At 71.0% G+C, this 21,594-nt stretch carries 21 protein-coding genes and 1 tRNA gene; 9 read left to right on the forward strand and 13 right to left on the reverse strand.

Going from position 1 to position 21,594, the window contains the following annotated elements:
- The first annotated feature begins 146 nt into the window (after positions 1–146).
- The gene (locus ACWD3H_RS37015) at positions 147–1,040 is read left to right on the forward strand and encodes a TIGR03564 family F420-dependent LLM class oxidoreductase (RefSeq protein WP_451958319.1); all 894 of its coding nucleotides are present in this window, start codon (positions 147–149) and stop codon (positions 1,038–1,040) included.
- A gap of 352 nt (positions 1,041–1,392) precedes the next feature.
- Here the strand turns inward: ACWD3H_RS37015 and ACWD3H_RS37020 are convergent.
- A tRNA-Lys gene (locus tag ACWD3H_RS37020) sits at positions 1,393–1,469 on the reverse strand.
- A 101-nt stretch (positions 1,470–1,570) separates the two neighbouring features.
- On the opposite strand from ACWD3H_RS37020, the gene ACWD3H_RS37025 reads away from it, so the two are divergent.
- Together ACWD3H_RS37025 and ACWD3H_RS37030 are read left to right on the forward strand one after the other, a co-directional pair.
- Entirely contained in the window at positions 1,571–2,422 is an 852-nt protein-coding gene (locus tag ACWD3H_RS37025; RefSeq protein WP_451958320.1) for an AAA family ATPase, read from the forward strand.
- Between the two features lie 40 nt (positions 2,423–2,462).
- On the forward strand, positions 2,463–3,815 hold the full coding sequence (locus tag ACWD3H_RS37030) for a vWA domain-containing protein (RefSeq protein WP_451958321.1): 1,353 nt from the start codon (positions 2,463–2,465) through the stop codon (positions 3,813–3,815).
- A gap of 83 nt (positions 3,816–3,898) precedes the next feature.
- Here the strand turns inward: ACWD3H_RS37030 and ACWD3H_RS37035 are convergent, their stop codons facing one another.
- A complete protein-coding gene (locus ACWD3H_RS37035) occupies positions 3,899–4,657 on the reverse strand; it encodes a nuclease-related domain-containing protein (protein WP_451958322.1) in 759 nt (252 codons plus the stop codon).
- 206 nt (positions 4,658–4,863) lie between these two features.
- Here ACWD3H_RS37035 and ACWD3H_RS37040 point away from each other — a divergent pair, with 206 nt between their 5' ends.
- Entirely contained in the window at positions 4,864–5,466 is a 603-nt protein-coding gene (locus ACWD3H_RS37040) for a TetR/AcrR family transcriptional regulator (RefSeq protein ID WP_355552322.1), read from the forward strand.
- Between the two features lie 60 nt (positions 5,467–5,526).
- Here the strand turns inward: ACWD3H_RS37040 and ACWD3H_RS37045 are convergent, their stop codons facing one another.
- The 3 genes from ACWD3H_RS37045 to ACWD3H_RS37055 form a co-directional block, all read right to left on the reverse strand.
- Positions 5,527–6,636: an acyl-CoA dehydrogenase family protein gene (locus tag ACWD3H_RS37045; protein ID WP_451958323.1), complete on the reverse strand. Its 1,110-nt coding sequence runs from the start codon at positions 6,634–6,636 to the stop codon at positions 5,527–5,529.
- Positions 6,637–6,664: 28 nt separating this feature from the next.
- Positions 6,665–7,840: an acyl-CoA dehydrogenase family protein gene (locus tag ACWD3H_RS37050; RefSeq protein ID WP_451958324.1), complete on the reverse strand. Its 1,176-nt coding sequence runs from the start codon at positions 7,838–7,840 to the stop codon at positions 6,665–6,667.
- A 101-nt stretch (positions 7,841–7,941) separates the two neighbouring features.
- Entirely contained in the window at positions 7,942–8,076 is a 135-nt protein-coding gene (locus tag ACWD3H_RS37055) for a hypothetical protein (RefSeq protein ID WP_451958325.1), read from the reverse strand.
- A 196-nt stretch (positions 8,077–8,272) separates the two neighbouring features.
- On the opposite strand from ACWD3H_RS37055, the gene ACWD3H_RS37060 reads away from it, so the two are divergent.
- Together ACWD3H_RS37060 and ACWD3H_RS37065 are read left to right on the forward strand one after the other, a co-directional pair.
- Positions 8,273–8,860 (forward strand): GNAT family N-acetyltransferase, encoded by a 588-nt coding sequence (locus ACWD3H_RS37060; RefSeq protein ID WP_451958326.1) that lies wholly within the window; start codon positions 8,273–8,275, stop codon positions 8,858–8,860.
- Positions 8,861–9,050: 190 nt separating this feature from the next.
- Positions 9,051–9,851 carry an FAD-dependent monooxygenase gene (locus ACWD3H_RS37065; RefSeq protein ID WP_451958327.1) on the forward strand — a complete coding sequence of 267 codons (801 nt, stop codon included), beginning with the start codon at positions 9,051–9,053 and terminating at the stop codon, positions 9,849–9,851.
- 15 nt (positions 9,852–9,866) lie between these two features.
- On the opposite strand, the gene ACWD3H_RS37070 is transcribed toward ACWD3H_RS37065, so the two are convergent.
- Positions 9,867–10,754: a DMT family transporter gene (locus ACWD3H_RS37070; RefSeq protein ID WP_451958328.1), complete on the reverse strand. Its 888-nt coding sequence runs from the start codon at positions 10,752–10,754 to the stop codon at positions 9,867–9,869.
- Between the two features lie 157 nt (positions 10,755–10,911).
- Entirely contained in the window at positions 10,912–11,277 is a 366-nt protein-coding gene (locus tag ACWD3H_RS37075) for a VOC family protein (RefSeq protein ID WP_451958329.1), read from the reverse strand.
- 233 nt (positions 11,278–11,510) lie between these two features.
- Between ACWD3H_RS37075 and ACWD3H_RS37080 the strand changes: the two genes are divergently transcribed.
- The gene (locus tag ACWD3H_RS37080; protein WP_451958330.1) at positions 11,511–12,473 is read left to right on the forward strand and encodes a DMT family transporter; all 963 of its coding nucleotides are present in this window, start codon (positions 11,511–11,513) and stop codon (positions 12,471–12,473) included.
- 66 nt (positions 12,474–12,539) lie between these two features.
- Here the strand turns inward: ACWD3H_RS37080 and ACWD3H_RS37085 are convergent, their stop codons facing one another.
- The gene (locus ACWD3H_RS37085) at positions 12,540–13,331 is read right to left on the reverse strand and encodes a class II aldolase/adducin family protein (protein WP_355552292.1); all 792 of its coding nucleotides are present in this window, start codon (positions 13,329–13,331) and stop codon (positions 12,540–12,542) included.
- A gap of 366 nt (positions 13,332–13,697) precedes the next feature.
- On the opposite strand from ACWD3H_RS37085, the gene secA2 reads away from it, so the two are divergent.
- Positions 13,698–15,899, forward strand: coding sequence for an accessory Sec system translocase SecA2 (secA2, locus tag ACWD3H_RS37090; protein WP_451958339.1), 2,202 nt, complete (start codon positions 13,698–13,700; stop codon positions 15,897–15,899).
- Between the two features lie 45 nt (positions 15,900–15,944).
- Here the strand turns inward: secA2 and ACWD3H_RS37095 are convergent, their stop codons facing one another.
- On the reverse strand, positions 15,945–16,199 hold the full coding sequence (locus ACWD3H_RS37095; RefSeq protein WP_451958331.1) for a type II toxin-antitoxin system Phd/YefM family antitoxin: 255 nt from the start codon (positions 16,197–16,199) through the stop codon (positions 15,945–15,947).
- 114 nt (positions 16,200–16,313) lie between these two features.
- Here ACWD3H_RS37095 and ACWD3H_RS37100 point away from each other — a divergent pair, with 114 nt between their 5' ends.
- Complete coding sequence (locus tag ACWD3H_RS37100) at positions 16,314–17,117, forward strand: helix-turn-helix domain-containing protein (protein ID WP_350912574.1); 804 nt, start codon at positions 16,314–16,316, stop codon at positions 17,115–17,117.
- Between the two features lie 61 nt (positions 17,118–17,178).
- Here the strand turns inward: ACWD3H_RS37100 and ACWD3H_RS37105 are convergent, their stop codons facing one another.
- From ACWD3H_RS37105 to ACWD3H_RS37120, 4 genes are all read right to left on the reverse strand, one after another.
- On the reverse strand, positions 17,179–18,648 hold the full coding sequence (locus tag ACWD3H_RS37105; protein WP_451958332.1) for a PepSY-associated TM helix domain-containing protein: 1,470 nt from the start codon (positions 18,646–18,648) through the stop codon (positions 17,179–17,181).
- 354 nt (positions 18,649–19,002) lie between these two features.
- Positions 19,003–19,545: a hypothetical protein gene (locus ACWD3H_RS37110; protein ID WP_451958333.1), complete on the reverse strand. Its 543-nt coding sequence runs from the start codon at positions 19,543–19,545 to the stop codon at positions 19,003–19,005.
- Between the two features lie 263 nt (positions 19,546–19,808).
- Positions 19,809–20,864 carry a CU044_5270 family protein gene (locus tag ACWD3H_RS37115; protein WP_355552282.1) on the reverse strand — a complete coding sequence of 352 codons (1,056 nt, stop codon included), beginning with the start codon at positions 20,862–20,864 and terminating at the stop codon, positions 19,809–19,811.
- Complete coding sequence (locus ACWD3H_RS37120; RefSeq protein WP_355617333.1) at positions 20,857–21,495, reverse strand: RNA polymerase sigma factor; 639 nt, start codon at positions 21,493–21,495, stop codon at positions 20,857–20,859. Before ACWD3H_RS37120 ends, ACWD3H_RS37115 begins: the two co-directional genes overlap by 8 nt.
- Between the last annotated feature and the right edge of the window lie 99 nt (positions 21,496–21,594).

Consider the following 21,594-nt stretch of genomic DNA (forward strand, 5'->3'; position numbering starts at 1 on the left):
GCCGACTGCGGCCTCCTGCTTTCGAGGAGGTTACTTCAGGTTAACTTATCGATTCAAGCCCTTGTGTAGAACCGAACTACACGTGTATCAAGGTTGTTCGTCGTTAACAAAAGATGCGACCGAAGAGAACGGGGACACGAATGCGGATGGGACTGTTGCTCGATGCGCCGAACAGGCCGGAGGCGATCGACGAACTGCGCGGGAAGCTGATCCGCGCGTCAGAGGACGGCTTCGCATCCGCCTGGATGCCGCACATCTTCGGGCTGGACGCGCTGACGGCCCTGGCCGTGGCGGGGCAGGACGCTCCGGACATCGAGCTCGGCACCGCGGTCGTCCCGAGCTATCCACGACATCCCGCGGCCCTCGCGCAGCAGGCGCTGACCGCCGATGCCGCGCTCGGCGGACGACTCGCCCTCGGCGTCGGACTGTCCCACCGGTTCATCACCGAGGGCATGTTCGGATACAGCTACGACAGGCCGATCCGGCACATGCGCGAGTTCCTTTCCGTCCTCATCCCGCTGGTGCGCGAGGGGCGGGTCGACTTCGACGGCGAGACGGCCAGCGCTCACATACACCTGACAACACCCAGCAGGGGGACGATGCCGGTCCTCATCGCGGCCCTCGCCCCTCAGATGTTGAGACTGGCCGGCGAAGCAGCCGACGGATCCATCCTCTGGATGACCGGCCCCAAGACGGTCGCGGAGTACGCGATTCCCGCGATCACCAAAGCGGCCGGGGGACGCCCCCGGCCGCGGATCGTCTGCGCTCTCCCCGTGTGCGTCACCGACGACGTGGAAGCGGCACGCGCGAGAGCCGCCAAGATCTACGAGGTCTACGCCAACGTGCCGTCCTACCGGGCGATGCTCGACCGGGAGGGTGTGGACGGCCCCGCCGATGTCGCCCTGGTCGGCGACGAGAAGACGGTGGCCGCTCGGATTCGGTTCCTGGCCGATGCCGGTGTCAGCGACTTCGTGGCCTCCGAATACGCCTCCGGCACGGACGCCATCCGTACCAGGGCGTTTCTGCGAAGCCTGCTCTGATCGCCCAAGGCGGCCGCCCGCCGATCCGATGGCCCCCGCCGCTGGTTTTCGCCATGTTCGGCGCGGCCCCGGTGACAGCACCCGCCGCGGTCGCGGACGACGCTCCCAACGGCTACCCCTGCCGCGTCGGCGGCGACTCCATCACCCCGGCCCGCTCGACCGGCCTCGGCTTCCGGGTCGGCATACGACCGATCCGACCGCCGACCCCACCGGGCCGTCACCGCCCCCTCGAAGCGGGGAGATCAGCGACCCGGCTGCGGCCGTAAAAGCCCTCACAAACTCGCACGGGGCCAGAAATGACTGTGGGCATCCTCCGTGATATGGAGAATGCCCGAGTCATCGGTATCAACCGTGGTGCGCCGCCAGGGACTCGAACCCCGGACCCGCTGATTAAGAGTCAGCTGCTCTAACCAACTGAGCTAGCGGCGCTTGAAGCTCTTGAAGGATAGCGCACATCGGGCAGGGCTTCGAAATCCGCGACGATCAGCGGCTAAGCTAGAACAACATTCGGTCCTGTACTGGGAGCACACATGTGGTTCGCCTCGCCCGCCGACGCCAGCGAGCGGCTCAGCGCCGTCGACTACCTCTCCGACGACTCCATCGCGACCTCGGTCTTCCTGGCGGGAGCGCTCGGCAAACCACTCCTCGCCGAGGGGCCGGCCGGTGTGGGCAAGACCCAGCTCGCCAAGGCCGTGGCGGCGGCGACCGGGGCGGAACTGGTCAGGTTGCAGTGCTACGAGGGGCTGGACGAGGCCAGGGCGCTGTACGAGTGGAACTACAAGAAGCAGCTGCTGCGCATCCAGGCCGGACAGGACGAGAGCTGGGACGCCACCCACGACGACATCTTCACCGAGGAGTTCCTGCTGGAGCGGCCACTGCTCGCGGCGATCCGCTCCCGGACGCCCACCGTCCTGCTGATCGACGAGACCGACAAGGCGGACGTCGAGGTGGAGGGGCTGCTGCTGGAGATCCTGTCCGACTACCAGGTCACCATCCCCGAGCTCGGCACGATCACCGCCGTACGCAGGCCCTACGTGGTGCTGACCTCCAACGCGACCCGCGAGCTCTCCGAGGCGCTGAAGCGGCGCTGCCTCTACCTGCACCTGGAGTACCCGACGCCGGAGCGCGAGCGCGACATCGTGCTGGCCCAGGTGCCCACGATCACGACCGCCCTGGCCGAGCAACTCACCCGTACGGTGGCCACCATGCGCGCCCTGGAGCTGAAGAAGGCGCCCTCGATCGCCGAGACGATCGACTGGGCCAACACCCTGATCGCGCTGGGCAGGACCGAGCTGGACGAGGCGGCGATCGGGGCCACCCTCGGCGTCGTGCTCAAGCACGCCTCCGACCAGACCCGGGCACGCAAGGAGCTGGCCCTGTGACCGGCACGGAGCGCTCGGCCCACGGGGCGGGAGGCGGAAGGTGAGCCTGCTCGACCGGCACGTGGGGTTCGTGCACGCGCTACGCGAGGCGGGGCTGCCGGTGTCGCTGGCCGAGGGGCTGGACGCGGCCAGGGCACTGGAGGTGATCGACCTGACCGAGCGGGAGTCGCTGCGGGCCGCGTACGCCACGACGCTGGTCAAGCGGCCCTCGCACCGGCCGGGCTTCGACACGCTGTTCGACCTGTGGTTCCCCGCCTCCACGACCGGCCTGCGGCCCTCGCACGAGGCCGAACCGGACCTGGAGACCGCCGAACTCCCCGAGCTGCGCGACAGGCTGGCCGAGCTGTTGCTGGGCGCCGAGGGGATGAACGAGTTCGCGCGGGCCATGGTGGAGCGCTTCGGCCGCCAGGTGGCGAGTCCCGGCAGGCAGAACTGGTTCTCCTACTCGGTGATGCGGGCGCTCTCCCCCGAGACGCTCATGGCGCGCCTGCTCGCCGAGGTCCTCGCCGGCCAGGAGCGCGGCGGGCTGGCCGAGAAGGTCGCCCGGCAGCGGATCGGCGAGAACACCAGGCGCTTCGAGGACGCCGTCTCCCGCGACGTGCGCCGCCGGATCGCCGAGGACTCCGGAATCGAGCGGATCGCCCGATCCTCGGTACGCCCGCCGCTGGAGCAGCTCGACTTCCTGCGGATCACCAAGGCCGACCTGGCCAGGCTCCGCAGGGAGGTGCACCCGCTCGCCCGGCGCCTCGCCGCCAGGCTGACCGTCAAGCACCGGCTCGGCCACCGCGGCCGCCTCGACTTCCGCAGGACCGTACGGGCCTCGCTGTCCAGCGGCGGGGTGCCGCTGACCACCTTCAACAGGCCGCGCCGCCCGCACAAGCCCGAACTGGTCGTGCTCTGCGACACCAGCGACTCGGTCGCCGCCTTCGCCCACTTCACCCTGCTGCTGACCTACGCGCTGCGCGAGCAGTTCACCAAGGTCCGCGCGTTCGGGTTCGTGGACACGGTGGACGAGATCACCCGGTTCTTCGTGCCCGGCGCCGACGTGGCGGAGGCGATGACCCGGCTGGTGAGGGAGGCCGACATGGTGCGGTTCGGCCGGACCAACTACGGCCACGCGCTGGAGACGTTCGCCGAGCGGTACGGCGACGCCATCGGACCGAAGACGTCACTGCTGATCCTGGGCGACGCCCGGTCCAACTACCAGCCGCCCGCGCTGGAGACGCTGAAGCGGCTGACCAGGGACGCCCGGCACAGCTACTGGCTCAACCCGGAGCCGACCGCCCAGTGGGACACCGGCGACTCGGTGGCGACGGCGTACGGGGGGATCGTGCCCATGTACGAGTGCCGGAACGTCGCGCAGCTGGCGGCCTTCATCGAGGAACTCGCCTGAGCGGATTCCACCGGGCGGAGGCGTTCGCGGTCACCGGCCCTCCCACCCATGGTGAGCGGGCCGGGCGCGGTCGGCTCGTACGGTCAGCTCATCCGGCGCAGCACCCGGGCCGCGGTCCTGGCGAGCACCTCCACCTGGGCGTCGTCGAAGTCCGCCCGCGGACCGTCCTTGATCCAGCGCGCGACCAGGCGGGGCTTGAGGAGGGTGAGCCCCTCCGCGGTGACCGACCGCCTGAGCTGCCCGCCGTGCACGGCGAGCAACGGCTCGATGGTGACCGGGATGCCCGTCTCGCGGGAGAGCACCTCGGCCAGTGAATCGGAGACCTCGACGAGCGCCTTCGCCGTTTTCGTGCCGTACTTCTCGCCGAGGAACAGCCGGTCGCCGTACCGGGCGATCTCGGTCTCCGGGTGCCAGGCCTCGTTGTCGACCACCCAGACGCCGCCGGGACCGATGACGAGGTGGTCGATCGAGGCCTTGCCCGGGATGGCCCGGCCGTCGAGGACGTGGTAGCCGGCCCTGCGCAGCCTGCGGCGGAGCAGCCTGCCGGTGATGGTCTCGCCCCTGCGCTTGCCTCGCCAGACGGCGGTGGAGTCGTACTCGCGCCAGGTCCAGAACGCGTCCGCGGCACCGACGAGCAGGCCGCACAGCAGCCCGAGGATCGGCGGGGACAGGTTGAACCGGTAGGCCAGCGCGACGCCCACCGCCAGGCCGACCGCCGCCTTGACCCCGCGCATCTTCCTGCGATGGGCGACTTCCTTGAGCCAGAACTGCTCGTACATGACCTGGGGCGACAGGCCGTGAACCTGGTCGACTGGCGTCACGTAGATAGATCCGCCGGGCATGACGAACCCCCCTGGCTCGATGCGGTCGTGAAGGAAAGTGGGGGGACCTGCCACACTGAAGATCCTTGGACTATGAAATACCCAATTGGGGGCTCCAGCTATCGTCCAATCACGAAGGTGACGCAAGTAACACGTCTCCGTCAATCGGCCGCCTGCTTGACCAACCAGTCGGTACGCTTTCCTCCACCACACCATGGGGGACACGCATGACTCAGGACCAGGAGCCGGTGCGGCAGCGCCTGCTCAGCGAGGCCACCCGCCTCTTCGCCGAGCGGGGCTTCGAGGGCACCTCGGTGCAGGGGATCGTCTCGGCGGCCGGTGTCACCAAGGGCGCCATGTACCACTACTTCGATTCCAAGGACGACCTGCTCCGCGAGATCTACGGCCGGGTGCTGCGCATGCAGATGGAGCGGCTGACCCACTTCGCCGAGAGCTCGGGGCCGGTGGCCGAGCGCCTGCACACCGCCGCCGCGGACGTCGTGGCGACCACCGTGGAGAACCTGGACGACTCCAAGATCTTCTTCCGGTCGATGCACCTGCTCACGCCCGACGTCCGCAAGGTCGTCCGCGCCGAGCGGCGCCGCTACCACGAGCGCTTCCGTGACCTGGTCATCGAGGGCCAGCAGGAGGGCACCTTCAGGAAGGACGTGCCCGCCGACATCGTCGTCGACTTCTTCTTCGGCTCCGTGCACCACCTGGGCACCTGGTACAGCACGGAGGGCCCGCTCTCGGGCGCGGAACTGGGGGCGCACTTCGCCGACCTGCTCCTCACCTCGCTCCGCCCGGAGCAGACCCCCTTTACCAAGTAAGCCTTCCAGTTCCCACCCGCTCGCGGGCCGGGCGGGGCAGGCCCGCGAGCGGGGAGAGGGTCAGACGGGGGCGGGCAGATCCGCGAGAGCCGCCACGGCCTCCCGGTGGGCGCCGGGGGTACCGAGCGCGATCTCGGTCGCCTTGGCGCGCTTGAGATACAGGTGCACCGGGTGCTCCCAGGTCATCCCGATCCCGCCGTGGAGCTGGACGCTCTCCTCGGCGACGTGCAGCGCCACCTCGGAACACCACGACTTGGCCACCGCCGCCGCCAGCTCGCGCTCACCGGCCGCCTCCACACCGTCGGGAGGCGAGAGCGGGTGCGGGGCCGTGGCCAGCAGGTCCGCGGCGTTCCTCGCGGCGGCGCGGGCGCGCACCACGTCCAGCCACAGATCGGCCATCCGGTGCTTGATCGCCTGGAAGGACCCCACCGGGCGGGCGAACTGGTGACGCTCCTTGATGTAGGCGAGCGTCGTGCCCAGGCACCACTCCGCGACACCCAGCTGCTCGGAGGCGAGCAGCCCCGCGCCGAAGCTCAGCACGCTCCGCACATCGAGCCCGCCGAGCGCCAGCCCGGGAGTGTCCGAGAACGTGACGGTGGCGATCGGCCGGGTCAGGTCCAGCGAGGGCAGCACGTCGATCCGGACGTTCTCCGCGTCCACCCGGTAGAGCGCCGTTCCGACGGGCACCAGCAGCACGTCCGCCACGTCCGCGCCGGCCACCGCCCTGACCTCCCCGTTCAGGAGCCCCTCGTCCGTGATGGTGACGGTCTCCGGCAGCGGCCGGTACGGCGAGGCCGCCAGCGACACCGCCAGCGCCGCCGTCGTCTCGCCCGAGGCGAGCTCCTGGATCAGGTCCTCCTCGCCGACGTTCAGCAGGGCCTTCGTGGCGAGCACCGAGCTGGTGAAGAACGGCAGCGGCGCCACCGCCCGCCCCAGCTCCTCCAGCACCACCGCGACCTCGCGCGCCGACGCCCCCGCCCCGCCGTAGTCCTCCGGCACGAGCAGGCCCGCCACCCCGATCTCCCGCGACAGCGTCTTCCACAGGTCCATGTCGTACGGCGCCTCGGACTCGACCCGCTTCAGCACGGCGTCGGCCGGGCAGCGGTCCGCGAGGAGGCCCCGTACGGAGGCGCGGAGCTCCTCCTCGACCTCGGTGTAAAGCAGTGTCACCGGTCGCTCACCGCTTTCGCGTCGTACGTCATCGGGGCAGGTCCTTCCAGGGCACGTCCTTGTCGACGCGGGGCTCCGAGGGCAGGCCGAGCACGCGCTCGGCGACGATGTTGCGCAGGATCTCCGAGGTGCCGCCCTCGATGGAGTTTCCCTTGGCGCGCAGGTAGCGGTATCCGGAACCCCGGCCGACGAAGTCGACGCCTTCGGAGCGGCGGAAGGTCCAGTCGTCGTAGGCCAGGCCCTCCTCGCCGCGCAGCTCGACGTCCAGCCCGGACAGGGCCTGGTTGAGCGAGGCGAAGGCGAGCTTCATACCGGAACCCTCGGGGCCCGGCTGCCCGGCGGACAGCTGCTCGCGCAGCCGCGTCCCGGCCAGGCGGGTCACCTCCGCCTCCACCCACAGGCGCAGCAGCCGCTGGTGCAGGTCGTGGGTGCGCAGCTCGGGCCGGGTGCGCCAGGCTTCGGCGACCAGGCCGACCATGCCGCCGCCCCGTTTGACCGGCGCGCCGCCGATGGCGACCCGCTCGTTCATGAGCGTGGTCTGCGCGACCCGCCAGCCGTCGCCGATCTCTCCCAGCCGCAGGTCGTCGCCGAGCCGTACCCCGGTGAGGAAGACCTCGTTGAACTCGGCCTCGCCGGTGATCTGCCGCAGCGGCCTGACCTCGACCCCGGGGGCGTGCATGTCGCACACGAAGTAGGTGAGCCCCCGGTGCTTGGGCAGGTCCACGTCGGTCCTGGCGACCAGGATCGCCCACCGGGAGTGGTGGGCACCGGAGGTCCACACCTTCTGCCCGTCGACGACCCACTCGTCCCCGTCCCTGACCGCGCGGGTGCCGAGCGTGGCCAGGTCGGAGCCGGCGCCGGGCTCGCTGAAGAGCTGGCACCAGATCTCCTCGCCCGTCCACAGCGGGCGCAGGAACCGGCTGCGCTGCTCGTCGGTGCCGAACGCCAGGATCGTGGGCGCGGCCATCCCCAGCCCGATCGTCTGCAGCCCGGGGTTGATCTGCGGCGTCCCCGCGAGCTCGTGCTCCACCACGTGCTGCAGCTCGCGGGCGGCCCCGAGCCCGCCGAGCCCCTCGGGGAAGTGCACCCAGGCCAGCCCGGCGTCGAACCTGGCCCGCAGGAACTCCAGCCGATCCCCCGCGGGGTCGTGCGCGGCCAGGAACGCGACAGCGCGCTCCCTGACCGCCTCTTCGTCCAGCGCCACGAACGCTCCCTTCGTCGATCTTCATCGATTCGGGGGCCCGGTGACCCCGGGCCCCCTGGCACCGCCCGCAGTCCCGGCACGCGGGAGGGAGAACGGCGAGGTCAGGTCATGTGCTTTTCAAAAGATCCCCAGCGCCCGGCGACCCGGGCCGTGAGCACCGGACGGGCGAGCTCGTCCATGAAGTCGAGCGGCCGCCCCCGCGACTGCCCGGTCCCGGCGTGGAACGCGAAATCCATGGGGTCTCCTCACGGTCTCCCGAGAGTGTACCGACCAGACGGTACGCCTGTCGACACACCTGGCCATGCCGAAATTCACGGGATCCCCGTTCCGCGACGGGACGCGGCGGGACGCGACGGGCCCCCGAGTGGTCCCCGGGAAGAGCTGCCGAGTGGACCTTCGGACAGGTCCACCCGGAGCCCTAAAGTCCCTTCCATGACCGCGCAGATGCCCGCTCCCCTCACCCTCGAAGACGACACCGTACGACTGGAACCGCTGACCGGCGGCCACATCCCCGACCTGTTCCTGGCCGGTGGCGGCGACGACGAGGTGTGGCGCTGGATGCCCGCCCCCACCCCGCGCACCGAGGCCGAGCTGGCCCGGATCGCGGCACGGCTGGTCGGGGCACCGAACTACGTGCCGTTCGCGGTGGTGCCGAGGGAGACCGGCCGCGCGGTCGGCTGGACCACCTACATCGACACGCCCGGGTACGCCGACAGCATCGAGATCGGCTGGACCTGGTACGGCAGAACCGTGTGGCGCTCCGCGGTGAACACCGCGTGCAAGATCCTGCTGATCGACCACGCCTTCGACAAGCTGGGCGTGAACCGGGTGCAGCTCAAGACCGACAACCTGAACATCCGCTCACAGGACGCGATCAGGCGCATCGGCGGTGTTCCCGAGGGCACCCTGCGCCGCCAGCGCCGGCGCCCCGACGGCACCTGGCGCGACACCGCCTATTTCAGCATCCTGGACGACGAGTGGCCCGCCCACCGCACCCGCCTCACCGACACGGCCCGCTGAACGGCTCCCGAACCGGCCCATCCGCCCTTCCGGGCCTCTCCGGCTTCCCTGATCGCCGCCGAACCTTTCGAGCCCCGGACCTCTCCGGTTTCCGCGACGCTCCGGCCGAGCCCTACGGGTCTTCCCGGCCGAGCATGCCGCGCAGCAGTTCGACGCGCTCTCCTCGCGCCTCGAAACCGGTACGGTCCGGTTGAACACCGAGGTCACCCGGGTCGACCCGGACAGCGGCCTGGTGACCTTCGCCGGCGGGCGGACGGAGGCGGACCTGGTGGTCGGAGCCGACGGCATCCACTCCCCCGTCAGGTCCACGCTGTTTCCGGCTCACCCCGCCCCGAGCTACTCGGGCGTCACCGCCTGGCGACTGCTCGTCCCCGCCTCGGGCGTACCCGACCAGGCCTACGAGAGCTGGGGGCACGGAAAGGTCTTCGGGGTCATGCCGCTGGCCGGGGACACGGCCTACTGCTACGCCACCGACACCGTCCCCGCGGGCGGTGGCGGCGGGGACCAGCCGGCCGAGCTGCGCCGGTTGTTCGGAGACTGGCACTCCCCGATCCCGGAGCTGCTCGCCGCCGCCACGCCGGAGCGGGTGCTGCGGAACGACGTCCACCACCTCACCACCCCGCTGCCCGCCATGCACCGCGGCAGGGTCGCACTGCTGGGCGACGCCGCGCACGCCATGACCCCCAACCTGGGCCAGGGCGCCTGCCAGGCGATCGAGGACGCGGTGGTGCTGGCCCACGTGGTCGGCGACGGCACGGGTGCCGTGTCCTTTGGCGGGAACGACGTGCTGGCCGGCTACACCGCCGCCCGGCTGGAGCGCACCTCCGGGATCGTGGCCAGGTCCGCCGCGATCTGCCGCGTCACCCGGATGCGCAACCCGCTGGCCGTGCGGCTGCGCGACACGATGACGGCGCTCAGCTGGCGGCTCGCCCCCTCGCGCGTGAACGGCGCGATGGACGAGTTGCTCGGCTGGACACCGCCCTCCGGGTGACCCGGCGCGGGACGGCTAAGGCGAGACCGTCGCCTGCTCGCGCACCGAGGCCGGAACCCCGTGGTCCGGGGAGAGTTTCCCCAGGGTGACCGTCCCCCAGACGAGCAGCGCGCCCGCGAAGAGCGCGGGGACCACGTTCAGCCAGCCGGTGGGCACCGCCTCGTCGAGCAGGAGCACACCGGCGAGGATCGAGGTGATCGGGTCGACCACCTGCACCGCCGCGTAGGAGATGCCGAAGTAACCCACCTCGTAGGTCTTCTGCAGCAACACGACCGCGCAGACGAGCAGCACCGGGATGGCGACCGTGAACCAGCTGAGCAGCGTGCCGAAGTCGCCGCCGAAGTTGCCGCCCACCACCCGGACGAAGGTGGAGACGCTGGCGGTCATCGCTCCCGCGGCGACCGACAGCATGAGTGCCTTGGCCGAGCCGCCCATCTTCCGCCCCAGCAGATGGGTCGCCACGATGACCAGCCCGACGCAGCCGAGGAAGCCCAGCGCCTCCTGGTTCGTCATGTGCGGTTTCACCGGGTGCACGGGAACCAGCAGCAGCAGGCCGAGCAGCCCGACGGCCACCGCGATCGAACCACTGATCTCCGCCCGGTGCGGGCGTCTGCCGTGCAGTATCGCCGCCAGCGGCACCGCGAACACCAGTGTCGCCACGCTGATCGGCTGCACCGCTATCAGCGGCGCGAAGCTGAGGGCGACGGCGTGCAGGGACGCCCCGGTGAACCCGATGACACCGCCGATCCACCAGCGGGGCCGCCTCATCAGCTTCAGCGAGGCGCCCTCGGAGACCGCCTCGAACTGCTGGAGCGCGGCCCCCAGGGCGTAGCCCAGCGCACCGACCAACGCGATCGATATCCCGACCCAGGTCATCGCCACCCCGCGGAGCGAACAGGGCATCTGGGAGGAAGCGCTTCTTGGGTCACCCCGCAAGCTTAGAGCGCGAGACGAACGGGTAGATACTTGCGCCGCCTCTTATCTCACCCGGCGGCGGGCCGCCCGGTGCGATGACCGTCCACGCTCGCCGGGTTCGGCAGCGGAGGGCTTCGGGGACGACCTACTGGTCGCCCATCGGGCAGACACAGAACAGGTGGCCCTCGGGGTCGGCGAGCACCACCCACTTTCCCTCGCCTGGCTGGAAGGCGGGCCTGGTGGCCCCGATCTCCAGGTAGTCCCGGACCGCCGTCTCCACATCGGCGACGCGGACGTCCAGGTGGAACTGCTTGTCGGGGCCGGGCCAGGCGGCGGGCTTGCGGTCGAGGTTCTGCTGGAAGTAGATGGTCATCGTGCCGTCGCCGATACCGGCGTAGGTGTCTTCCGCGTACTGCACCTGGTAGCCGAAGACGGCCGCGTAGAACTCGGCCAGTCGCCTGGGCTCGGCGCAGTCTATGTTCACGGCGAGGAATTTCGCTGTCATGGTCATGGCACGATCGTCCCGCCCATACCTGTCACCTGCTGTCAGGTACGGGCGGGATACACGTTGGCCGTCGCGAGGAACACCTCGCTATGGTGGCTCCGTGTTTCTGATCACTGCCCCGCCGACCGCCCACTAGCGGGCGGCCTCTCTCCTGACGACCGGACCCGAGCGGTCCGGTGGGTGCTTGCCGTCCGCATACGTGCGACCTGACGACGATCACCTCATCTGGAGAGACCTCCATGACGCATGTCTCCGTGCGGCGGGGCCTGCTGTACGTGTCCATCGCGGCGACCGCCTGGGGCACCGGCGGTGCCGCGGGCGCGCTGCTCTACCAGGCGGGCGGGCTCGGCCCCGTCGCCGTCTCCTTCTGGCGGTTCGCCGCCGGAGCCGCCGTGCTCCTGCTGGCCGGCTGTCTCTTCGGCCTCGGGGAAACCCGGCCCGCCGGAGACGACCCGGCCCTCGGCGGAACCCGGTCCGCCGAACCACTCACCATCCGAAGGTCCCGGCGCGGGGCCGCCCTCGGGCGGATCCTGGTCACGGGCGTGGCGATGGCCGTCTACCAGACCGCCTACTTCGCGGCGATCGCCGGATCGGGGCTGGCCGTGGCGACGGTGGTCACCATAGGCGCCACTCCCGTCCTCGTCGCCGCGGGCGGGCGGCTGCTCCTGGGTGAGCGGCTGGGCGCGGCCGGGCTGGGCGCGGTCACGATCGCCCTGACCGGTCTGGCGATGCTGACCCTCGACGACGGCTCCGCGACCTTCTCCGCGGCCGGCATCGGGTGGGCGCTGCTGTCGGCGGCCGGGTACGCGGGCGTGACACTGCTCAACCGGGCCTCCTCCGGCGAGCCGTACCGCACCGCCATGGGCGGCTTCGTCGTCGGCGGGCTCTGTCTGCTGCCCGTCGCGCTGGCCCAGGGCCTGCTGCCCTCCGGCGACCCGTTCGTCTCCTGGGCGATCATCGCCTTTCTCGGCACGGTTCCGACGGCGCTGGCCTACGGCCTCTTCTTCACCGGTCTCGCCGCGGTGCGTGCCACGACGGCCTCGGTGATCTCCCTGGTGGAGCCGGTCGGCGCGGCGCTCCTCGGCATCCTGCTGCTCGGCGAGCGGCTCACCGTGCCGGCGGCGTGCGGCGGTGTCCTGCTGCTCGGCGCGGTCGCCCTGCTCGCCGCGGGCGAGAGGGGAGGCGAGAGGGGCACGACCTGAGCCGTACGGGGTCCCCGCGAGCCGCACGACCGTCCCCGGAAAGGAGGGCGTGCGGCTCGCGGGCCGTCAGTCGAACAGGTCGGGTTCGGTGGCGACGATCTGGTCGTGCAGCGGCTGGAAGTTGATCCAGCCGACCGTGTCGTTGCCGATCTGGCCGTGGGTGAGCTTGGCGTTCTCGTGGCTGATCTGAACGGTGGGCCCCGCGGCCTTGGCCAGCAGCTGCGCCTGGCACGAGCGCTCCATCGTGATGAACCACCAGGCGGCGGCGTCCACGCTGTCGCCGACCGTGAGCAGGCCGTGATTGCGCAGGATGACTGCCTTGTGCGAGCCGAGGGCCTGCGCGATGCGGCGGCCTTCCTCGGTCTCCACCACCACGCCGGTGTAGTCGTCGAACAGGCCGTGGTCCTCGTAGAACGCGCAGGCGTCCTGGGTGAGCGGTTCCACGAGCGTGCCGAGCGAGGACAGCGCCTTGCCGTACACCGAGTGGCTGTGCGCGGCGGCGACCACGTCCGGCCTGGCCTGGTGGACCATCGAGTGGATCGCGAACGCGGCCTGGTTGACGTGGTAGCGGCCCTCGACCACCTGGCCGTCGTGGTTGACCAGGATCAGGTCGCTGACCTTGATGTGCTTGAACGACATGCCGAACGGGTTCACCCAGAAGTGGTCCAGGTGCTCGGGGTCGCGGACCGTGATGTGTCCGGCCACCCCCTCCTCGAAGCCGAACCTGCCGAACAGCCGCAGCGCGGCGGCCAGCCGCTCCTGGCGGTGGCGGCGCTCCTCGGCGACGGTCTCGAACTTCTGCGGCAGCCGGAAGGCGAGCTGGTCTGTGGGAACGGGCTGCAGGTCGGACAGGCTCATCGTGCCTCCAGGGCGGTCGTCGTTTCCGCGGCGGTCATCGTATGTTCGGTGGTCGTCGTACGTTCGGCGGTCTCACAACCTTCGTGCCGATCATCGGGGATGTCCACGCCTCCCCGGCAGAGAATAAGTCCGATTTATTACGCTATGACATAACAAACCGCAGATAAATCCGTATCTTGCGTCATCCGCCGGGCCGGTGACCTGGCGCCTCGGCGTCCCACCGGCCCGATGTCCGCGGCGAGCCGCCTGCCGCTTCCGAGGCCTCGCGAACCCGCTCCGATCCATGAACAATCGATCTTTGCATCACAATGTGCGAAGAGACGGAACGCGAGCCCGTAAACGGGCGTTGGAGGAGACGTGGCCTCGATAACTCAGCTCTTCAGGCGCTTCCTCGAACGCCCCGGCACCATCGACCTGTCGAAGTTCGAGCAGGTCGTGGCGGATGCCGGGACCCGCGAGGAGCGGATCCGCGCGCTCGACGAGGTGCCCACGCCCTCGGTCGACGACCTGGCGGAGTTCTGCGCGATCGTCAGGGAGGCCGCGCGCCGCACGCTCGACCTGCGGCCGTACGACGTGCAGCTGGTCGGCATGCTGGCGATGCTGTCGGGAAACGTCGCGGAGATGGCGACCGGCGAGGGCAAGACCCTGTCCGGTGCGATGGCCGCCGCCGGATACGCCCTGCAGGGCAAGCGGGTCCACGTCATCTCGGTCAACGACTACCTGGCCCGGCGTGACGCCGAGTGGATGGGCCCGCTGTACGAGGCGCTCGGCGTCTCCTGCGGCTGGATCGGGCAGAACTCCACGCCCGAGGAGCGCAGGGCGGCGTACGCGGCGGACGTGACGTACGGCTCGGTCAGCGAGATCGGCTTCGACGTGCTGCGCGACCGGCTGAGCACCCGGGTGGAGGACCTGATCGTGCCCGCGCCGGCCGTGGCGGTGGTCGACGAGGCCGACTCCGTGCTGGTCGACGAGGCCAGGGTGCCGCTGGTGCTGGCCGGGGCCGCCGACCCCGGTGACGCGGTGCCGGAGATGGCGGCGCTGGTCAGGCAGCTGGTCAAGGGCTACCACTACGAGCTCGACGATCAGGCGCGCAACGTCCACCTGACGACCAAGGGCATCGACACCGTCGAGCAGGCGCTCGGCCTCGACCTCTACGACACCCCCGCCACGCTGACGGAGGTCAACCTCGCCCTGCACGCGCACGCCCTGCTGACCAAGGACGTCGACTACATCGTCCGGGACGGCAAGGTGCACCTGATCAACCCGTCGCGGGGCCGGGTGGCGCTGCTGCAGCGCTGGCCGGACGGCCTGCAGGCGGCGGTGGAGGCCAAGGAGGCGCTGTCGCCCTCGGAGACCGGCGAGATCCTCGACTCGATCACCGTCCAGGCGCTGATCACCCGCTACCCGGAGAAGTGCGGCATGACCGGCACCGCGGTCGCGGTCGGCGACCAGCTGCGGGAGTTCTACGACCTCAAGGTGGCCGTGGTCTCCTCCAACCGGCCGTGCGTGCGGACCGACGAGCCCGACCGGCTCTTCGAGTACCGGATGGAGAAGGACCTCGCGCTGGTCGAGGAGATCGCCGAGGTGCACGCCACCGGCCGGCCGATCCTGATCGGCACCATGGACGTGGCCGAGTCCGAGCGCCTGGCGCTGACCCTGAGCGGCCGGGGGCTGGAGTGCGTGGTCCTCAACGCCAAGAACGACGCCGAGGAGGCGGCCATCATCTCCCGGGCCGGGGAGCGCGGCGCGCTCACCGTCTCCACCCAGATGGCCGGGCGCGGTACCGACATCCGCCTCGGCGAGGGCGTCGACGAGCTCGGCGGCCTGTACGTCATCGGCTCGGGCCGGCACACCAGCAGCCGCCTGGACGACCAGCTCCGCGGGCGCGCGGGCCGTCAGGGCGACCCCGGCGGCTCGGTCTTCTACGTCAGCGGCGAGGACGAGCTGATCGCCCACTACGTCGCCGACGAGTACGCCAAGGGCGTGCCCGAGCACTCCCTGGTGGGCCACGCCCAGCGGGTCGCCGAGGGCGTCAACATGGAGATCCACCGCAACACCTGGCGCTACACCCGGCTGCTCGAACGCCAGCGCGGCCAGTTGCTGGAGCGCCGCGACCGGGTCCTGCGCGAGCGGGTGGCCGGCGAGGCCCTGGCCTCGGCTGCTCCCGAGCGATGGTCGGAGCTCGCGGAGAGCGTCGGCGAGGAGGTGCTCCACGAGGCCGCCCGCCAGATCGTGCTGTTCCACCTCGATCGCGGCTGGGCCGACCACCTGGCCTACCTGGGGGAACTGCGCGAGGGCATCCACCTGCGGGTTCTCGGGCGGCTCAACCCGATCGACGAGTTCCACAAGGACGCGGTCCCGGCCTACCAGCGCCTGCTGGCCGAGATCGAGTCACGCTCGGTCGAGACCTTCGAGACCGCCACGGTGACCGCGGACGGCCTCGACCTCGACGGCGCGGGCCTCAAGCGCCCCACCGCCACCTGGACCTACCTCGTCCAGGACAATCCCTTCGGCACCGAGTGGGACCGCATCCTCAACCGCCTCACCACCAAGGTCCGCCACCGCTGACCACCCGGCCGAGCTCGCCCATATGACGCATTTCCAACCGACCGTTCACAGGCGGCCGGTCCGGCGAAGCTCGGCCTCCACCCCCTCCTTGGAGAAGGTGCGTCCCGACTCCAGGTCGGCGAGCCCTTCGCGGATGGCCGTCACTGTTTCGACCGAGGCGAGGATCTCATGCGTCATGTCGTAGCCGTCGGCGGCGGGCAGGCCGTTACGGGTGATCTCGAATCGCTCGTGGTCACTGAAGGCGGACTCGACGATGCCGGAGAGCCGGTCTCGCGCGTCCGCCGGAGGAAGAACCGTCATGCGGGTAATTCTGGTCAATGAGGATCGCGGCGTCCGGCTTCCGCCCCCGCATCATGAAAAGCGTTACGTACACAGTAATGCTTTTGCTGATCATCACCGGTTATCGTGAGCTGCATGACCACCACCAGCACGTCCCGGCCGGTAGGTGAGCTTCTGCGCCAGTGGCGGGAGCGCCGGCGAATGAGCCAGATGGACCTGGCGATCCAGGCGGACATCTCCACCCGGCATCTGAGCTTCGTGGAGACCGGAAGGTCCAAACCGAGCAGGCAGATGATCCTGCACCTCGCGGAGGAGCTGGAACTCCCCCTCCGCGAGCGCAACCACCTGCTGCTCTCCGGCGGTTTCGCACCGCTCTACTCGGAGACACCGCTCAACTCCCCGCACATGGCGTCCGTACGCGAGGCGCTGGGGCAGGTGCTCAGCGGGCACGAGCCGTACCCGGCGGTGGTCGTCGACCAGCGCTGGAACCTCATCGACCGCAACCCCGCCACCGGGCTGCTGCTGCGCGGGGTCGCGCCCGAGTTGCTGGTCCCCCCGGTCAACGTGCTCCGGCTGAGCCTGCACCCCAAGGGTATGGCGCAGCGGATCATCAACCTGGGCGAGTGGCGGGCCCACCTCCTGCACCGGCTCCGCCGCCAGATGAGCCTCACCGCCGACCCCGACCTGGCCGCACTCTGGCGGGAACTCGACGACTACCCCTGCGACCAGCCGGAACCCGAGATAGACCGGCCCGGCCCCGGTCACATCGTGATCCCCCTCAGGCTCCGCCGAGGCTACCGGGAGCTGGCCTTCTTCAGCACCATGGCCACCTTCGGCACCCCGCTGGACATCACCGTCGCCGAGCTGGCCATCGAGGCGTACTTCCCCGCCAACCCCGAGACCGCCGCCTACCTGCAACACCAGCACCACCCGGACTGACCCGGGTGGTGGAAGGCGTACGCGGGGGTGCGGCACGCGCCCGCACCGCACCCCCGCATCCTCAGCCGGAGACCCCGGCTCCGGACCTGTCGGCACCGGACTCGTCGATGCTGGACTCGTCGGTGCTGGACCTCCCCGCGCGCGACGCCGCGATCCTGGCAAGGACGACGTCGATCACGAGGAAGGCCAGCAGCGAGATGCCCAGCAGCGGGAGGAACACGCCCACGGCGATCGCCACGGCCGCCAGGGGAAGGATCACGACCAGGGGCAGCCTCCGCAGGCCGCCGCGCCGGTAGGGGGCGCCGAAGCCCCGGGTCGGGCGGCGCAGCCACCACATGCGGTAGCCCCACACGATGACCGAGATCAGTGCCACTGCCAGCACGGCCAGCAGGATCTGGTTGGCCAGGCCGAACAGCACGCCCATGTGCCCGTCGATGCCCCACCGGATCAGCTTGGCCACCACGGGGAAGTCGTCGAAGCGCAGCTCGGCGGTCACCTGGCCGGTGGTGGGATCGACCGCCACCTGGTCGTTGCGCTGCGGCCAGAGGCGGTCCATCTCCTTGACCACGTACGAGCTCCCCGGCTCGGACGACGGCCAGACGACCTCCAGGGGCCCGGACAGGCCGCTGCCCGCCGCCGCCCGGACCACCTGGTCGGCGTCGACGCCCTGGGTGCCGCCTCCCCCGTGACCCCCGGCGGCGTGGTCACCGTGGCCGCCGGAGGAGGGCATCGACGGGGTGGACCAGCCGAACGAGGTCTGCAGCACGTCGACGTTGGCTCCGGCGTACTTCGACCAGGTCAGGCCGGTGGCCGACAGGGCGAGCAGGCCGATCAGCGCCCACAGGCCGACCGAGCCGTGCCAGGAGAGGGTCCTGCGCAGGCCGCGGGCGCCGCGCTCGGGCGCGACGACACGGCGCAGCCGCTGCCCTGCCCGGCGGCGACGGGTCAGCCAGAGCACCAGCCCGCCGAGTCCGACCAGCCAGAGCCAGCTGGCGGCCATCTCGCTGTAGACGCGTCCCGGCTCGCCCAGGTGCAGGTGACGGTGGAGCTGGGAGATCCAGGTCCGCACGGGCAGTGCGCCCGAGCTGCCGTAGCTCTCCAGGGCGCCCCGGACCTGACCGGTGTACGGGTCGACGAAGACCGCCAGGCGGGTGCTCTCCGTGAGGCCGGGCACGTCGAGCAGTACCCGGGTCGTCTGGCCCGGCTCGTCGAAGGTCCGTACGGCTCCGAGGGTTCCCTCGGGGTGCGCGGCGGTGGCGGCGGTGATCTGTTGTGCCAGCGGCACCTTCTGCTGCCCCTCCGGGACGGGGACGGTCAGCTCGTGGGAGTGGACCACCTTCTCCAGCTGGAAGGAGGCCGCGTACAGCAGGCCGGTCACCGCCGCCACCAGCAGGAAGGGCGCGACGAGGATGCCGGCGTAGAAGTGCAGGCGAAGCAGGAGCGAGCGCAGCGTCGCCCAGGTGGAGGGCGTGCGGGGGGTGGACGGTGTGGACGGCCCAGCCTCGGGCTGGAGCTCGACGTTCGACGTCATGGAGGTTCTCCGTTCGCAGGGAACGCGCGCACCGACAGGTACGCGTCACCGCGGTGTGGGGTTCGGTTCGACGGTGCGGATCCGGTTCGCCGGGACGGCCGCCGCGAGAGCGTGACGGCATCGGGGCAGGAGACCGGGAGGGCACTGCGAGAGCCGGGCTCGCCGCCCCGGGCGGGGTGGCGGGACGCCGGCTCACCGCCCGGGAAGGGCGCGAGGGAGTTCGGGCCGATCGGCCATGGTGGGACCCGGGTTCACCGTCCGGGAAAGGCGCGACGGCTCACGGTCCGGGAACACGCGGCGTCCGGAGTCGCGTGCCCGGCGGGCACGACGGCGTCCGGGCGCGCGGGCCCGATGTCAGATGGCGAGCGGAAGCGCGGGCGGCCCGCGACGTGACACCGCGGCGGCGAGCAGCCGGGTGCGGAGCGGCACCCGGTCGTCGGGCGCGGCGGGCGGAGCGACGCGGCAGGCGACGGGCGCGCGCCACACCAGCAGGGTGAGGACCGAGGCGAAGAGCAGGAACAGGAGCATGGCCAGGCCACACTCCCCCCGCTCCAGCCAGTGGGCGGACAGCAGCGCCATCACGGCGTGCACCAGCAGCATGAACACACCCGCGTACAGGCCACCGGTACCGTGCTCGTGCCCGGTCACCGGCGCGGCCTCACCGGAGGTGAACCACAGGTGCATGCCGTACTGCGCGGCGAAGCTCGCCCCGAGCAGCATGCCGAAGCCACGCTGCCGCCGGGCGAGGAGGAAGGCGCCCGCCGCGGTCGGCGGCACCGCCCAGACCAGCACGCCCGGACCGACCGGGCTGCCTCCGGCCAGCACGTGCATGGCCAGCGACGCCGTCACGCACACGACCGCGAACACCGCGGCGCGCAGGAGGCGGAAGGCGTGCATGGGGTAATGGTGACAGAAACCAGTGCCTTCGCCATACCCCCGATTCGCAGTAAAAGTGTGGATTTGTACCACTCGGTGGGCGCGTCACGATCGTGTGGTCCGGTGCCGCTCACCTGCGGGGCCCCGGATGCCCTCGGTGCTCGCGTACGGGACACCCGCGGGAGCGCGAGTGCCTGTGCCTGTGCCTGTGCCGTCATGGTCGGAGCCCCGCACTCTCGGCTACCGGAAGCGCGGGGCCGCCGGAGCGGGCGGCACGGCCCCGGCTATCGGGCGACCTTGGGCGCGTGGTCGGCCACCTCGACCTTCAACAGCGCCGTCGAGGTCAGCACGCTGCCCACCGGGGCCCCGGCCCTGGCCGCGTCCACCACGACGACCCGCTCGCCCAGGTACAGGTAGGTGACGGGGTCGAAGATGTACTCGTGCCGCACCCCGCCCTCCCGGTTGGCCATGGCCGCCGCGACCCCCGTGCGTCCCGCCGCGTCCTTGACCCCGTCGACGGTCTCGACCCCGGGGATCGTGCCGGTCGCCGCGAAGAGCGCGGCCCGCTGGGCGGCCGGCAGGTACGCCTGCGTGATCATCGAACCGACCCGCCCCCAGGCCTCGTAGTGATCGAGGGGTCCCCCGGACAGACCGGTGTAGAGGTGCTCGCGCATCCCCGCGGGGTCGGTGGGCAACCGGCTCAGGTGGGCGTAGTCGGTGCGCAGGTGATCGGGACGGATGTCGATGCCGTCAAGTCTCGACGGCTCGCCCCCGCCCCCCGCCCGTCGCCTGGCCTCGGCGGGCAGCGGCTCTCCCGGGTAGGGCTCCGGTTCCAGGTGCTTGACCGACATGACCCCCTCATCCAGGGGAGAACCCTCGACCGGCAGCCAGAGCTTGATCATGCTGCGGTCGAGGTAGCGGCCCTCCTCCAGCTTGACCGGGAACATGGCCTGCGACTCGTAGACGAGGAACTGGCCGGGCCTCGGGTGCAGCTCGTCCTGCCGGCTCGCGGTGTCGGCGGCGCGCCGGAGGACCTCCACCACCGCCACGGGCGCCACCCGGACCGCCGATTCCGACGAGGGGAGCGAACGGGCGCCGACAAACGCGACCCCGGTGACCGCCATGGCCGCGGCTCCCAGTGCGAGGCTGGTACGGAGGTTCGCCCGAAGGCTCACCGGACGGCCCGGCAGGCGGCCCGTCCGGCGACCGGGACGGGCGGGCGGCGCCGTGCCGAGAGCGGCGATCTCCGACAGCAGCCGCCGCTCCTCGGCACGCAGCTCCGGCGCTCCCGGCCGGGGCACTTCCGAGCGCAGCCGGTTCAACTGGGTCATCTCATTCATGGACGGATTCCTCGCTGACAGACGTGGGATCGACTCCGCCGAGTTGCCTGCGTACCTTGCTCCGGGCGCGGTTGACGCGCGAGCGGACCGTGCCCACCGGGATGCCCAGCGACTGGGCGGCCTCCGAGTAGGTCAGGCCACCCCACGTCACCAGCAGCAACACGTCCCGGTGGCCCGAGGGCAACCCCGCCAGGGCGGCCGCCAGGCTCCGCCGTACCGCACCGGCGCTCAACCGCTCGTCGCTGCGCTCGGTGAACGGGACGGTCACCGGATCGACGCCGGTCCGTTCGAGAACGCGCAGCTGCCGCACCTCGACGCGCCGGTGCCGCCTGATCAGGTTGGTCGCGATGCCGTACAACCACGGGCGCGCGCTGGGCTGGGACGGGTCGTAGCCCTCCCGCCCGCGGAACGCCACCAGAAAGGTGTCCGCCACCACGTCCTCGGCCGCGTCGACCCCCAGCCGCCGGGTGACGTAGCGCTTGATCTCCGGCGCGTGCCGGTGGAAGACCTCGGCGAACGCCTCGGGCTCCCGCCGGGACCGCTCGATGAGGGAGGCGTCGTCGATCCCCGCCCCCTCGTCGGGGAAAAGGACCGCGCCGACCTCCGTCCCGGTCCGGCTCGTCTCGCTCATATCCGGCCTCTCGGCTCTCGGTCAGGACACCCGTTGTTGCCTTCCCGCGTGCCCGCGGTTCCCGAAAGCGGCACGGCGATCCCGCCGGGAGTGGGATGA

This window comes from Streptosporangium sp. NPDC002607, from assembly GCF_053592655.1.

Coding starts and splice junctions, on each gene's coding strand:
- ACWD3H_RS37115 (WP_355552282.1), bottom strand. CDS start 20,864: ATGAATGAGATGACCCAGTTGAACCGGCTGCGCTCGGAAGTGCCCCGG.
- ACWD3H_RS37105 (WP_451958332.1), bottom strand. CDS start 18,648: ATGACGTCGAACGTCGAGCTCCAGCCCGAGGCTGGGCCGTCCACACCG.
- ACWD3H_RS37085 (WP_355552292.1), bottom strand. CDS start 13,331: ATGAGCCTGTCCGACCTGCAGCCCGTTCCCACAGACCAGCTCGCCTTC.
- ACWD3H_RS37120 (WP_355617333.1), bottom strand. CDS start 21,495: ATGAGCGAGACGAGCCGGACCGGGACGGAGGTCGGCGCGGTCCTTTTC.
- ACWD3H_RS37035 (WP_451958322.1), bottom strand. CDS start 4,657: ATGCCCGGCGGATCTATCTACGTGACGCCAGTCGACCAGGTTCACGGC.
- ACWD3H_RS37075 (WP_451958329.1), bottom strand. CDS start 11,277: ATGACCATGACAGCGAAATTCCTCGCCGTGAACATAGACTGCGCCGAG.
- ACWD3H_RS37015 (WP_451958319.1), top strand. CDS start 147: ATGGGACTGTTGCTCGATGCGCCGAACAGGCCGGAGGCGATCGACGAA.
- ACWD3H_RS37025 (WP_451958320.1), top strand. CDS start 1,571: ATGTGGTTCGCCTCGCCCGCCGACGCCAGCGAGCGGCTCAGCGCCGTC.
- ACWD3H_RS37080 (WP_451958330.1), top strand. CDS start 11,511: ATGACGCATGTCTCCGTGCGGCGGGGCCTGCTGTACGTGTCCATCGCG.
- ACWD3H_RS37055 (WP_451958325.1), bottom strand. CDS start 8,076: ATGGATTTCGCGTTCCACGCCGGGACCGGGCAGTCGCGGGGGCGGCCG.
- ACWD3H_RS37095 (WP_451958331.1), bottom strand. CDS start 16,199: ATGACGGTTCTTCCTCCGGCGGACGCGCGAGACCGGCTCTCCGGCATC.
- ACWD3H_RS37100 (WP_350912574.1), top strand. CDS start 16,314: ATGACCACCACCAGCACGTCCCGGCCGGTAGGTGAGCTTCTGCGCCAG.
- ACWD3H_RS37110 (WP_451958333.1), bottom strand. CDS start 19,545: ATGCACGCCTTCCGCCTCCTGCGCGCCGCGGTGTTCGCGGTCGTGTGC.
- ACWD3H_RS37070 (WP_451958328.1), bottom strand. CDS start 10,754: ATGCCCTGTTCGCTCCGCGGGGTGGCGATGACCTGGGTCGGGATATCG.
- ACWD3H_RS37040 (WP_355552322.1), top strand. CDS start 4,864: ATGACTCAGGACCAGGAGCCGGTGCGGCAGCGCCTGCTCAGCGAGGCC.
- ACWD3H_RS37060 (WP_451958326.1), top strand. CDS start 8,273: ATGACCGCGCAGATGCCCGCTCCCCTCACCCTCGAAGACGACACCGTA.